Source organism: Syntrophomonas sp. UBA1041, from assembly GCF_002316705.1.
GTDB lineage: Bacteria > Bacillota > Syntrophomonadia > Syntrophomonadales > Syntrophomonadaceae > DTU019.
In genome coordinates this window covers 12,431-25,991 of sequence record NZ_DCEA01000024.1, presented here as the reverse complement: position 1 = coordinate 25,991, position 13,561 = coordinate 12,431, and the positions used below count along the sequence as shown (strand labels likewise).

Sequence of the window (13,561 nt, the reverse complement as noted above, 5' to 3'; positions counted from 1 at the left end):
TTTCGCATTTTAATACATCGTAGGGCATGGTAATATGTCTCAAAATGATACACCATATGCTTCGTTCCATCGGAACAGGTCCGAGAAGGATATGCGAGGAGTAAGATAGGATCTACTGTAAAAACAGGGGGTCCTGATCATTCCGAATATTAGGCCAATCTCAGGCCGCTATGATGCAGAGGATTGTCATTCGGGTGAGAGAGTCAAGAAATGCTGGAGAAGCACTTTATTGGGTATTGGTTAACCACAGTTTAATAATGATTACTTACATTTTTGCCATGAAAAAAGCCCTCCTTATTTCTGAGGGCAATTAGTCCAGTCGATATAATTTGATCCAGTCCTCCTGATATGGATTTTTTGCTAGACTGGACTCACAGTTTGATGGACTCATGAATCAGAGTGGCGAAAAAGTGGAGAATTAGTTTGCAGAAACATACATTTTAGAACACTTGTTTGCATAATTGGGTACTTGTGAAAACATATCGTAAAGCCTTTAAAGCCTTAAATATCTGGCGGAAGCGTGTGAGAATCGAACTCACCCGCGACGGGATCGCCGCCGCACAACTGGATTTGAAGTCCAGGCGGCCCACCAGGACCGATCCGCTTCCGTGCATGGATAGAGAGAGAACCACTATCGCTTCTCCACATGATATATTAACATAAACGCGGGCAAATATCCTCGTTTTTTGTCTGGTATTTGATGTAATACCGCAGAAAGTCTCCCGCACTTAAACTAAGCATCCCCCTATATGTAAAAATTTACACAGCAAGGTCTGCGCTTGATATACGCAGACCATTGGTTCAGGCTATATGACTGTCAAGGTCAATTGGGCCACGATTACCGTTCGGTATCCTCCACCACCAGCACTGAATCAACCTGATAACCGTGTGATTTGAGTTCTTCGGCCAGTGCTGCAGTATCCAGTTCTTCAATACGGATGATGATCTTGTAGAGATTCTTTTTCTCGTCATAATACGCCACCGCATTGAGGATATTAATGCCCATCTTGGAAATGATACCGGTGATCTCGGCCAGCCTGCCCTGTCCGTCAGGCACGTATAAATCCAGGCGGCTGTGGGCCTGGTAAACCCCGAGAATGTCAATTAAAGCGTCAAATATGTTGGTTTCGGTCACAATCCCTACCAGACGTCCGTCATCAACCACCGGGAGGCCGCTGACATTGTTGGCGCGCATGACCTTGGCAGCAGTCTCAATATAGTTTTCGCTGCCAATAGTAATAACCTGCTGTTTCTTGGGGACGATGTCTTTGAGTTTGGTTTTGCCCAGCAAATAGTTTATCTCGTGAATGCTCAGTGATGTCACTGCGGAAGGCGCCGCCCGGTTCAAGTCACTCAAGGTAACGATCCCTACCAACTTGGTCTTATCCATGATAGGGATGCGGCGTATGCTGTTCTCCTCCATCATGTGCAAGGCTTCCATCAAACTGGTATCCATGGTTGCGGTTTTGACATCGGTGCTCATTCTGTCTTTTACTTTCATCTGATTCCCTCCCTCTGCAGGGTGCCTCTTGGGGCTTATCCGCCCAGGTAGGCTTTTTTCACTGCTTCGCTGTTCATCAGCTCTTTGGCGCTTCCGGAAAGCACAATCTCGCCGGTTTCTATGACATAGGCCTGATGGGCGATGGACAAGGCCATATGAGCATTCTGCTCCACCAGGAGAATGGTGGTCCCGCGGCTGTTGATCTCTTTGATAATCTCGAAGATCTCCTTAACCAGCAAAGGCGCCAGTCCCATAGAGGGTTCATCCATGAGCATCAGTTCCGGTCTGGCCATTAAAGCCCGGCCAATGGCCAGCATCTGTTGCTCTCCTCCGCTCAAGGTTCCGGCCAGCTGTTTTTTCCTCTCCAGCAAGCGGGGGAAACGGGTAAAGACCTCCTCCATATCACTGGCAATGGCTTTTTTATCCCGGCGCAGGTAGGCCCCGGTTTCCAGGTTTTCCAGAACACTCATGGTGGAAAAGACCCGGCGGCCTTCCGGAACCTGGGATATCCCCAGGGCCACTATTTTTTCGGGCGCCAGGCGGGTGATATCATGGTTCTTAAAGGTGATAGCCCCGCTTTTGCTGCGCAATAAACCGGAAATGGTTTTTAAGGTAGTGGTTTTGCCGGCGCCATTGGCACCGATCAAGGTCACTATGCTGCCTTGTTCCACATCCAGGCTGAGGTTCTTTAAAGCGTGAATGGCGCCATAATACACATCGATTCCCTGTATGTTGAGCATTAGCTTACCTCCTCGCCCAGATAGGCTTCAATGACGCGCGGGTTGTTTTTAATCTCGTCGGGAATCCCCTGAGCAATAATCTGCCCGTAATCCAGGACATAGATTCGCTCACAAACCCCCATCACCAGAGACATATCATGTTCTATCAAAAGTATGGTTAGTTCAAATTCCTCTCTGATCCAGCGGATCAATTCCATCAGGTTCTGAGTTTCCTGCGGGTTCATGCCTGCAGCCGGTTCATCCAGTATGAGCAGCCGCGGCCGTGTGGCCAGAGCCCGGGCGATCTCCAGGCGGCGCTGCTCACCGTAAGGCAAACTGGAGGCTATTTCCGACTGTTTTTCCTCCAGCCCGAAAATTCTTAAATAGCGCCGGGCTTCTTCCTCTATGCTGGCTTCGCCTCGGAAAAAAGCCGGTAAACGCAATATGGCGGCATAAAGCTGATAAGGCACATCTTTATGCAGTGCGATTTTCACATTATCCAGAACCGACAATTGCTTGAATAAACGAATGTTCTGGAAGGTTCTGGCAACCCCCCGCTGGCAGATCTTATACGGCAGGAGTCCTTCCATTGGATTCTCATCAAATAGTATATGCCCCTGGTCGGGACGGTAGACCCCGGTGATGAGATTAAACACCGTGGTCTTGCCCGCGCCATTGGGGCCTATCAGCCCCACCAGCTCCCCGGATTCAATAGCCAGGTTGACATCCGCCAACGCGCTCAATCCGCCAAATGATTTGGAAAGATTCTGTAGGTTTAGTATCGTCATGCTGATCCTCCCCAAAACCGGCCGAATGTCTTGCGGGTCAATTCTTTATTGCCCAGCATGCCCTGAGGCCGATAGATCATCACCAGCACCAGGATCAAAGCATAGATAATCATGCGAACGGCCGGAAAGGCTTGCAAATATGCAGTCAATACCGTAATGAAGATGGCCGCCAGGACCGCTCCGGTGGTGCTGCCCAGGCCGCCTAAAACCACCATAACCAGTATGTCGAATGATTTCAAAAAGTTAAAGGTCTCCGGCTTGATAATGTAAAAATAATGGGCGAATAACGCCCCGGCCAGGCCGGCCAACCCGGCCCCGATCATAAAGGCCAGAACCTTATACCAGGTGGTATGAATCCCCATCATTTCTGCGGCCACTTCATCCTCGCGAACCGATATTATGGCGCGGCCAAAGCTGGAGTTAATGAGATTTTGAATGATAATAATAGTAAACACTATGGCACCAAAAAGGTAGGGCCAGGTGGTCAAGCGGCTGATGCCGACAATCCCTGCCGGTCCCCCTAATTCTTCAATATTCTGGAGAATAACCCGGATGATTTCTCCAAAACCCAGAGTGGCTATAGCCAGGTAATCCCCCCGCAGCCTTAAGGTGGGCACCCCGATAATGAATCCCGCCAGAGCTGCGGCCAGACAGCCTGCTATGATGGCGATGATGAAGGGCAGATCCATATTTTTGGTGCATATTGCTGAAACATAGGCGCCAACCGCCATGAAACCGGCATGCCCCAGAGACAGCTGCCCGGTAAATCCGTTGATCAAGTTTAAACTAACTGACAGGATAATGTTGATAGCCATAGCGGCCAGGTTGATCTGATAATACTGGTTGAGCATCCTGGTCGCTATCATATACTGTACCAGGGTGAAAATCCCGGCCAGGACCACGATGTTTATCAATAACCAAAGCCATTGCCTCTTTGATGACGGCATGTTTTTCACCTACACTTTTTCACTCTCATTACGGCCGAAGATCCCTGTCGGCTTAATGAGCAAAATCAAAATCAACACCCCGAAGGCCACCGCGTCGCGGTACATGCTGCTGCCATAGCCGCTGACCATGGTTTCCAGAATACCCATCAGAAACCCCCCGACCATGGCCCCGGGGATAATGCCTATCCCCCCCAGAACCGCAGCCACAAACGCTTTCAGACCGGGGATGATGCCCATGAGCGGATTGATGGTGCCGTAATAGATCCCGATCAATACCCCGGCGGCGGCAGCTAGGGCCGAGCCCAGGGCAAAGGTAAACGATATGGTCTTATCAACACTTATCCCCATGAGAACAGCGGCCTCTTGATCCAAAGAAACCGCCCGCATGGCTTTGCCGGCCCGGGTGCGTTTCACTATATACTGCAAAAGCACCATCAAGACCACCGCCAAGACTATTATGAAGATGTCTTTGTTGGAGATGTAGAGCCCCATGATTTGATACTGATGCATCGGGAAGGCCTCAGCCGGGAAAACCCGCTGTTCCGGGGTTAAGAAGAAGATGGTGACATATTCCAAAAAAAGCGAGGCGCCGATGGCAGTGATTAAGGCCGCAATCCGTGTGGAATTGCGCAAAGGTCGGTAAGCGATCTTTTCTATAAGGACCCCCAGGGCTGCACAGGCTAACATGGCGAACAACAGGGCCACAAACACGTTGCTGCCCAGCATCGTTATAGAAAAAAAGCCTACATAGGCCCCTACCATCATGATGTCGCCATGGGCGAAGTTAATTAACAGGATGATTCCGTATACCATGGTATAGCCCAGGGCTATCAGGGCATAAATTGCCCCCAACGACAATCCATTGACCATTTGTTGCATAAACTCAACCATATAATTTACTGCCTCCGTTTGTAAGGCCAGGAGAGGGGCTGTCCCTCTCCTGGCTTCACGTTTGGATTCTTAATGGGATACCAGTTTCCCGTCTTTAAATTCTATAACCACAATACTCTTAACCGGATTATGTTTTTCGTTAAAGGTCATGGTTCCGGTTATGCCCGGAAAATCCTTAGTTTTAGCCAGGGCTTCGGCTACTTTGACCGGATCCGCAGAGTCGGCCGATTTTATGGCTTCAACCAGCAGATAGGCTGAATCATAGCCTAATGCAGCGAATGAGTCCGGAGTTTTGCTGTATTTGGTCTCATAGGCTTTAACAAAGTTGGCAATGGCCGGTTTGGGGTCTTGCACTGAATAATGGTTGGTAAAATAGGTATCGTTCAGAGCCGCCGCACCGGCCACAGTCACCATGTCAGGGGAATCCCAGCCGTCGCCCCCGCCCATGGGAGCGGTAATGCCCAATTCACGGGCCTGTTTAATCAGAATGGAGACTTCTTGATAGTAACCGGGCACGTAGATGAATGCCGGTTGGGTCGCCTTGATTTTAGTCAATGTGGCTTTGAAATCCTTATCTCCAGTGACATAACCCTCATTCGCAACTATTTTACCACCTTTGGCTTCAAATGCCTCTTTGAAATATTTGGCTAGGCCTTTGGCATAGTCGTCAGAGGTGCTGCCATAGATAGCTGCGGTCTTCAGTCCCAGGGTATCATAAGCGAATTCTGCCATACGCACCCCCTGGTCAGAATCCAGGAAGCAAGCCCGGAATATGTAAGGGAAGGTCTGTCCGGTCTTTTCGTCCACGGTTGCTCCCGGCGCAGTAGCGGCCGGTGCGATCAGGGGCACCTTGTTCTCATTCATAACCGGAGTACATGCGGCCACCGCTCCGCTTACCAGCGGTCCGATCTGGGCTACAACGCCCTTGCTGACCAGGTCGGCGCTGACATTCATGGCTTCATCGGTTTTAGATTGGCTGTCCCGCTCCAAGACCTTAATCTGTTTTCCCAATACCCCGCCTTTAGCATTGATTTCTTCAAAGGCTAATTTGGCGCCATTGGCTGCATTGGTCCCATAACTGGCCACCCCACCTGACAGCTCACAGTTCAAGCCTACCAGGATTTCGGTGCCTTGCGGCGCGGGAGTCCCCTGCTGGTTGGTATTATTGGTTCCGCAACCGGCAACGATCCCCATGGCGAATAAAACCAATACCAATACTGTTAAACAACGTTTCACCTGCATCATTCGTCCTCCTTTTTGCTTTTATCTTTTACGCCTCCATAGCAAGGCGCTAAAGCCTCCGTATCTTTCTATTATCGAAGGTCATCCCACCTGCAGCTCCCATTTGCCGCAGCGGTCTCCCCAGCGGGCAATCAAGTTTTTATTCTCAAAGAACTGTACCACTTCACAGGCATTGGAGCAACCCTTACATTCAAAGCTGGTGGTTCTAAAGTCAATCTTTTCAAGATCAAAGCCTTTAAAGCTGGTCTGCCCTTTTTTGCCCACTGCATCCCTGGCCAGATAGGCGGCTCCGATGGCTCCCATTACCCCATGATGCCTGGGAACCAACACTTCAAAACCCAGATATTTGTTAAAGGCTTGTACCAGGCCGAGGTTGGCTGCCACTCCGCCTTGAAAGACCACCGGGGCCAGGATTTCCTTGCCCTTGCCGACATTGTTCATATAGTTTCTGACCAGGGCTTCACAAAGTCCGGCTACGATATCCTCCAGATTATGTCCCAGTTGCTGCTTATGGATCATATCGGATTCGGCGAAAACTGCGCAGCGGCCCGCAATCCGGACCGGGTTGCGGGCTTTGGCCGCATACCCGCCGAATTCCTCAATGGGAATACAAAGCCGGCTGGCCTGCTGATCCAAAAACGACCCGGTGCCTGCTGCGCAGACCGTGTTCATGGCAAAATCAGTAACCACCCCGCCCCGCAAAATGATAATCTTGGAATCCTGTCCCCCTATTTCGATAATGGTATGCACATTCTCAATCTCATGCGAGGCCGCGATAGCATGCGCGGTAATTTCGTTCTTAACCACGTCCGCCCCGATGATCATGCTGGTTAAATAGCGGGCACTGCCGGTGGTTCCGCATCCCATGATATTAACCTCTTGTGCTAGTTCGCGACCCAGGGCTTGAATTCCTTCCTGAACGGTTTGAATGGGGCGGCCATTAGTGCGCAGGTAGCTGCTCGCCAATAACTGGCCGTTTTCATCCATAATCACTAGGTTGGTGCTTACCGAGCCCACATCCACTCCCAGATAAGCTTTTATCATCCTTGCAACACCCTCTTCTCAACAACGGTTTCACGGCGGGAACGCCGCCACTGCAAAAGATCGACAAAGGCTTCCAGACGGGTTTGCACCCCTGCTCTGCCGGTCTGTTCATCTATAAATATGGTTTGCACCGGAATGTCAAAGTCGCGGCTCACTGCCGGGATAATGCTCTTGGCCACGATTTCGGGTATGCAGGAAAAGGGAGCCAGCTGCACCACGCCGTCAAAGCCGTGCCGGGCATATAAAATGGTTTCCGCAATACTGTTTACCCCGTGGCCGCCGATAGGGGCTTCATTAAGGTAAGGGCGGGCGATGGCGAAAAGATCCCCTTCCAGATTTACAATGGTGTTCTTACGGGCATAAGCGCTCAGATAAATGGAGCGGTCGGTTTCCACCCCCATCTCCCCCAGCAGCAGCTGAATATAATGATTGGCAGCCGGTTCCAATACCACGTAAATCTCGCCGATAATACCGATTTTCAAAGGATTCCGGCTCTGATCCTGCGGAACCCTGTCCAAGCGAGCCAAGGCTTCCTGGCGCGCCTCGGCGATTTCGTGTTCCCGCTGGGCCGCGTCTATAAAAGCCAGTCCTTCATTGATGGCCCGGGTGGTGTCGCCCCGCTTGACCTCCAGCGGCCGCACCTGATGGGAACGGATTTCTATGTCGTCGATGGCCTTAACCTTTTCCCAGGTTATCTTCAGTATCCGGGCCAGTTCTTTTAATGAAACCCCGCCGCTGCGGCGCAGCCGGTTGATCTTTCCCCAGAAGTCACCCAGGTTCAAAAGGGGCATTTCCATGGCTATGATCTGCATGGGCAGACCCATTTCCTCTAGCAGGTACTTGTGCATCACCCAGTAGTATCCGGCCCGGCAAGGCCCCATCCCTCCGGAGGTAATGACTGCTTGCGCCCCCATTTGGGCTACTTCGATATAGGTGCCCAATAGGATCTTGAAGGGAATGCAGGCAAATTCGGGGGCATAGCGCACTCCCAGATCCAGCGTGTGATTGCTGGGTTCGGGAGGCACGATACACTCATGGCCGAGATTTTCCACCAGCCATTTAAAAGCTATGTATGAATACCCCATGCGGGGAAAACTGATTTTCATTTTCCCTTCCTCTGATAACGCAGCATGTCCAGAAAGGCTTCGACTCTTGTCCTTACTCCGGCTTCTCCGGTGTGTTCATCAACCGCTATGGCCAGATAGGGCATACTGCTGCGGCGTCGTACCTCGATTTCCAGAAGACGATCCACCATGGAGTCAGGCCCGCAGGCGAAAGCAGTCACATGAATCATCCCATCCACGCGGCCTTTCTTCATGAAATGCAGTCCTCCATAAACGGCCCGGTTGGAAAAGTACCAGAACAGGGTCTTGGGCAGCTCTCGGGCTTGCCAGTTCAAAATCTGATCTGTCAGCATGTCCTGGGTTACGATGTTTACCCCTTCCTCTTGCAATATCTTAAACAGCCCGGCATTAATATAAGGATCATAAATCACATAGGGATAACCGACCACCGCGATGGTGAGGTCATGGCCGGGCGTAGCTTTCGGGGAGACCTTCTTTCCGTTTAAAACCGCTTCCAGGGCATCCGGAACCAGTACGCCCCGCTGGCAGAGGTTGCGGAAGCTCTGCTGGGCGGCTTGCGCCAGGCGCAAAGCCCGCTTGATCTCGGCCTGTCCATGCCCCAATTTTTGCCCCACCTCACAGGCGGCATCCCACAGTCCGGTTCGAGGCTGCTTCAAATCTATGCGCACATCGATCAGCGGTGGGAGGGGGTTCAAAGCCAGACGCACCATGTCCGGCAAACCCAGAAATTTGGGGCAGAAGGTTTCACTGCCAAAGTCGCCGTGTTTGCGGACGCTGACCAGTCGCGGGCAAAACAGTAAATCGCATCGCTCCGCCAGGTAAGCGGCATGTCCATGATATAGCTTGATGGGTATGCAAGCATCGTTAACGGCCTCTTTGACCCCTCGATCCAGTATCGCCCTGCTGGTAGGGGGGGATTCGATCACCTCATGGCCCAATTCAGTGATAAAGGTTTTCCACAGCGGCAGGTAAAAAAAGTAAGCCAAACTGCGAGGTATCCCAACTCTATACAATACAAAATCCTCCACTGCAGCGATTAGATCTTAACCCTGATGTCTCCCACTCTTTTCGTAAAACGAATCCTATCATAATATTCTATCAAAGGCAGAGCGTACTTACGAGAGGTATTGAACAGATCCCTGACCGCCGCCAGGGTCAATTCTCTCTGGCTGGCAAAGAAATCCTGCAGAATCTGTTTGCCGGTCTGCAAGGCCTTGGCGGAGAAAACCATTTCCTGGCTGATTTTCACCAGCTGCCCGCTGTCCAACAGATAGGCCGCCACCTCGTTGAAAGCGCTATCGCTTACCTGTAAAACCGCCTTTAATTCATTCAAGGCGGGAGGGCTAAAAAGGTCTTTTTCCATAGCAGTCATAACCTGGTTTATTATTTCTTGCTCTTGAGGACCGGGCACAGGCTCATGTTCTGGCAGAGCCAGGTTATTCTGCACCGACACCAGGAAGTTTTGTTCTTCCAGGTATTTGACGATCAAATTGAAACGGCGGGCATTGATTTTGGAAAAAAACCGGCTGCGCAGATCTTCCCGTGAATAGCCGCTGCGCAGCGGGTACTGGCGGTGGTATTTTTGCAGCCAATCGTGAATGTGTTCGCGGATAAGCCCCAGGCCTTTCTGGCTTATGTAATCTCCATTCTTAAGGTCTTCAACCATGCCATCCTGTTGTAGCTGTTCCAGCTCGGCCGAAACTGCGGAGACCGTACTACCGGTAAGTTTCACCAGGTCCGGCAAAGACATGATTTCTTCGGGCTTGTTTTCTAATTCCAAAAGGATGCGCTCGTAGAGACTGCCTTCCTCTTTCATGCTCAATTCTTCCAGGACTTCCTCCCTGAAGCGCTTCTGCTTGGGGGCCTGAGGATCAATCACCACTCCGCCGCCGATAGTGGTTACGGGAGAGTAATAGCGAATTACAAAGCGGTCTCCTTTATAAGCCACCACCGGCTTCTCCATAACCAGCTGCACCAGGGCTTCCTCCCCCGGATTAAGCTGTTCACGATCCAGCAAGACTATCCGCCCCATGGTCTCATCAGTTCCCAGGTGAAAGCGCACCCGGTTCCAGTTGGACAAATTGCGTTTGCTGGATTTGATCAATTTAAGGCGGGCGTCGATGCGGTAACTCGGTGCCAGAACCCCCGGTGTGGCCAGTAATTCGCCCCGACTCACCTCGGCCAGCTCTATGCCTTGCAGATTGACGGCCACCCTTTGTCCCGCATAAGCCGTAGCCACTCTTTCATTATGTACATGGAGATTGCGCACCTTGACATGAAGCCCGCTGGGCATCAACTCCAGGGCGTCGCCGGTATTGATCTGCCCCGACCACAGGGTGCCGGTCACCACGGTTCCAAAGCCGGCGATAGTAAAAGCCCGGTCGATGGGCAAGCGGGCATAGCCTTCCGCACTTCTTTCCTGCACCTGCTCCGCGATGCTCTCAATAGCCGCCAGAAGTTGGGGTATCCCTTCCTTTGTCACTGCCGAGACCGCGATAATCGGGGCTCCCTCCAGAATACTCCCTTTGAGGTATTCGCTGACTTCCTCCTCCACCATCAGCATCCATTCCTCATCGACCAGATCCATTTTGGTGATCACCACCAGGCCTTTATCAACCCCCAACAACTCGATGATATCCATGTGTTCCCGGGTTTGCGGCATGATGCCTTCGTCAGCGGCGATGGTCAGCAGGACCATATCTATACCAAAAGCACCGGCCAGCATATGGCGGATAAAACGCTCATGACCGGGAACATCGACAACGGCAGCCTTCTGCCCACTGGGCAGCTTGAAGGGAGCAAAGCCCAGTTCAATTGAAATGCCGCGCTGTTTCTCCTCTTTGAGACGGTCGGTATCAACCCCGGTCAGGGCTTTTACCAGAGTAGTCTTGCCATGATCAATATGTCCTGCGGTGCCGACAATAAATCTCTTCATGATCATCTCTCCTTCAGGCCTTCAGGGGCGCCAGTTTTGTCCTCCATACCGAGCCGGTGCAGGGTCTGCTGCAACAGCCCTGCAACTTGCTGCAGGTCCCCGGCCCTGAGGGTGCGCACACTGATCAGGAGGCAATTGTCCTGTATCCTTGCCAAAAGGGCGGGACGGGATTCGCGCAGGAGCCTGGCAATGGTCTCAAGCCGGCTTTTAAAGGCAATTTCCACCCCGAATCCGGGCAGGCTATGTATGGGGTAGGCGCCGCCGCCCACCCGGTCCTCCAATGCTACCGTCATGATGCTGACTACCTGGGGGTGATCCCCGATCGCCTCCTGCAACTGGCTGCAGAGCCTGAAGCTGCTCTGTTCCAATTCCTCTGCGCTGACGGTCAGCATCCGCAGAACCGGAACCAGCAGCTGTGGCTCTGCAGTTAAATAGGTCTTAAGGGTGCCCTCCAGGGCCGCAATAGTCAGCTTATCCACCCTTAGGGCGCGCAAAAGCTGGTTTTTCTTCATCGCATCGATATAGGTCTTTTTTCCTACAATGATGCCGGCTTGCGGTCCCCCTAAGAGCTTATCGCCGCTGAAAGTAACCACGTCCGCTCCGGCATTGATTGAGGCCTGTACCGTAGGTTCCTCTTTAAGCCCCCAGGGGCTGAGGTCAAAAAGCACCCCGCTGCCCAGATCGTGCATCACCGGCAGCCCGGCTTGTCTGCCCGCCTGTACCATTTCCGCCAGCGTTGCCTCGCGGGTAAAGCCTACAATCCTGTAATTTGAGGTATGCGCGCTGAACAGGAGCGCGGTTTCGGGCCGGATGGCCTCCAGGAAATCTCCGGGGTAGGTTTTATTGGTTGTCCCCACTTCAACCAAACGGGCCCCGGAAGCCTTCATAACTTCAGGTATGCGAAATGCCCCGCCAATTTCCACTAATTGGCCGCGGGAGACAATTACTTCGCGCCCTGCAGCCATGGTATTTAAGCCCAGTAACACGGCTGCGGCGTTGTTGTTTACCACCAGGGCTGCTTCAGCCCCGGTCAGCGTGATTAACAGTTCTTCCAGGTGGCGATAGCGGGAACCCCTCTCTCCGCTCTGCAGATCCAATTCCAGATTGGTGTAGCAGGCCGCCAGGCCTTGGATCTCCTCCAGAGCGGACTCAGCTAACGGGGCTCTGCCCAGGTTGGTATGCAGAACTACTCCGGTGCCATTGACCACCTCTTGCAAAGTCCCGGTGGTCAGTGCGCTGATGCGGGTTTTGATGAGCTTTACCACCTCTTCCAGCATTATGGTCTTGGGGATGGTCTGCGGCCGTTTTATCAATTGGGCACGCAGCTGCGCCACCACCGCGCGGGCGGCGGAAACCACCATGTCACGCCGGACCTGGGCAATTAAAGCCGCCACTTCAGGATGTTTTAATATCTCGTCCATATTGGGGATGTTCTTTAAATGATCCATTGCTCTTAACACTCCCGGTGCCGAAAGTTTTTTATATTATAGTATATTTCACCAATGATGTCTTTTCCGCCCCAATACAGCACCATAGCGAGTATACTGAGGCCTAACACCCCAAAAGCCGGGTAAATGTGCCCCACCAGGGATGAAAAGCTCTGGGTGGCCACCGGCACCGCCAGGGTCAGACAGCACAGCAGGCACAAGTTATAGCGGATGCCAATCAGGTGCGCCACCCGCTGGGTGATCCCATAGGCATTGGCAATGGCAGTGGTGATGATGCCCACCCATAAGACCAGACTATATACCAGCTTGGCGGCCGGGGACAGCTGCCCGGCGACGAACAGCATCGGCACCTGATAATGGAACACTACCGGCAAATAGCGATTAAGGGCCAAAAACATCATTATGATCAAGATCCCCAATAAGAGTCCGCCATAAACTGCGCCAATAATACCCTTTTTAGGGGTGGTCAGCGATTGGTATTCCACCAGTACTACCATTGCCAGAGCGAAATTATAGGCGACATACAAAAATGCGGCCAGAAGCCAGTCGAGCTTCATGGGGGTGTGAACAAAGGCCGTCATTACAGCCGGATTGACCGGCGGGACATGGAAGGCGGCATAAGCGCTTATAATTAACAGCAGTACGATTTTTATGGGCACCAAAATATTATACGAGTATACCAGCCCTTTTTTGCCGGCCAAAAGGGCTATCAGAACAGCCAGGTAAGCCGTTGCGATACCCAGATTTTTGGGCAGATGCAAATGCTCGTGGAATACTGCTCCACTGGCGGATAACATGGTGCTGATTCCCAGGAACAAAAAACAGGCCAGACCCAAGTCAATCACCCGGCTAATGGAACTGCCCCCCATTATGAGCAGCAGATCCTGATAATTGGAGACCTTGTGGCGGTGAGCCAGATGCATCAAGAAGCCGCCGCATAGAGCGAATAAAACCAGGCTAA

At 52.0% G+C, this 13,561-nt stretch carries 12 protein-coding genes and 1 tRNA gene; all 13 read right to left on the bottom strand.

Annotated elements, in window-relative coordinates:
- Positions 1–510: 510 nt before the first annotated feature.
- Positions 511–608 (bottom strand) — tRNA-Sec (locus B2633_RS04960).
- Positions 609–838: 230 nt separating this feature from the next.
- Positions 839–1,501 carry a CBS and ACT domain-containing protein gene (locus tag B2633_RS04955; protein WP_483169544.1) on the bottom strand — a complete coding sequence of 221 codons (663 nt, stop codon included), beginning with the start codon at positions 1,499–1,501 and terminating at the stop codon, positions 839–841.
- Between the two features lie 35 nt (positions 1,502–1,536).
- Positions 1,537–2,241, bottom strand: coding sequence for an ABC transporter ATP-binding protein (locus tag B2633_RS04950; RefSeq protein WP_481041916.1), 705 nt, complete (start codon positions 2,239–2,241; stop codon positions 1,537–1,539).
- Positions 2,241–3,008 (bottom strand): ABC transporter ATP-binding protein, encoded by a 768-nt coding sequence (locus B2633_RS04945; RefSeq protein WP_483169543.1) that lies wholly within the window; start codon positions 3,006–3,008, stop codon positions 2,241–2,243. Before B2633_RS04945 ends, B2633_RS04950 begins: the two co-directional genes overlap by 1 nt.
- Positions 3,005–3,955 carry a branched-chain amino acid ABC transporter permease gene (locus B2633_RS04940; protein ID WP_483169541.1) on the bottom strand — a complete coding sequence of 317 codons (951 nt, stop codon included), beginning with the start codon at positions 3,953–3,955 and terminating at the stop codon, positions 3,005–3,007. Before B2633_RS04940 ends, B2633_RS04945 begins: the two co-directional genes overlap by 4 nt.
- 9 nt (positions 3,956–3,964) lie before the next feature.
- On the bottom strand, positions 3,965–4,846 hold the full coding sequence (locus B2633_RS04935; RefSeq protein WP_481041920.1) for a branched-chain amino acid ABC transporter permease: 882 nt from the start codon (positions 4,844–4,846) through the stop codon (positions 3,965–3,967).
- A gap of 69 nt (positions 4,847–4,915) precedes the next feature.
- Entirely contained in the window at positions 4,916–6,088 is a 1,173-nt protein-coding gene (locus B2633_RS04930) for an ABC transporter substrate-binding protein (protein WP_483169539.1), read from the bottom strand.
- Between the two features lie 81 nt (positions 6,089–6,169).
- Positions 6,170–7,129 carry an acyl-CoA dehydratase activase gene (locus B2633_RS04925; RefSeq protein ID WP_483169548.1) on the bottom strand — a complete coding sequence of 320 codons (960 nt, stop codon included), beginning with the start codon at positions 7,127–7,129 and terminating at the stop codon, positions 6,170–6,172.
- Positions 7,129–8,238, bottom strand: coding sequence for a CoA protein activase (locus B2633_RS04920; RefSeq protein WP_483169537.1), 1,110 nt, complete (start codon positions 8,236–8,238; stop codon positions 7,129–7,131). Before B2633_RS04920 ends, B2633_RS04925 begins: the two co-directional genes overlap by 1 nt.
- Positions 8,235–9,230, bottom strand: coding sequence for an acyl-CoA dehydratase activase-related protein (locus B2633_RS04915; RefSeq protein ID WP_483169535.1), 996 nt, complete (start codon positions 9,228–9,230; stop codon positions 8,235–8,237). Before B2633_RS04915 ends, B2633_RS04920 begins: the two co-directional genes overlap by 4 nt.
- A gap of 23 nt (positions 9,231–9,253) precedes the next feature.
- Entirely contained in the window at positions 9,254–11,152 is a 1,899-nt protein-coding gene (gene selB, locus B2633_RS04910; RefSeq protein WP_483169534.1) for a selenocysteine-specific translation elongation factor, read from the bottom strand.
- Positions 11,153–11,154: 2 nt separating this feature from the next.
- The gene (gene selA / locus B2633_RS04905) at positions 11,155–12,600 is read right to left on the bottom strand and encodes an L-seryl-tRNA(Sec) selenium transferase (RefSeq protein ID WP_483169533.1); all 1,446 of its coding nucleotides are present in this window, start codon (positions 12,598–12,600) and stop codon (positions 11,155–11,157) included.
- 5 nt (positions 12,601–12,605) lie between these two features.
- A partial coding sequence (locus tag B2633_RS04900; RefSeq protein ID WP_483169531.1) for a YkvI family membrane protein occupies positions 12,606–13,561 on the bottom strand: 956 nt, incomplete at its 5' end.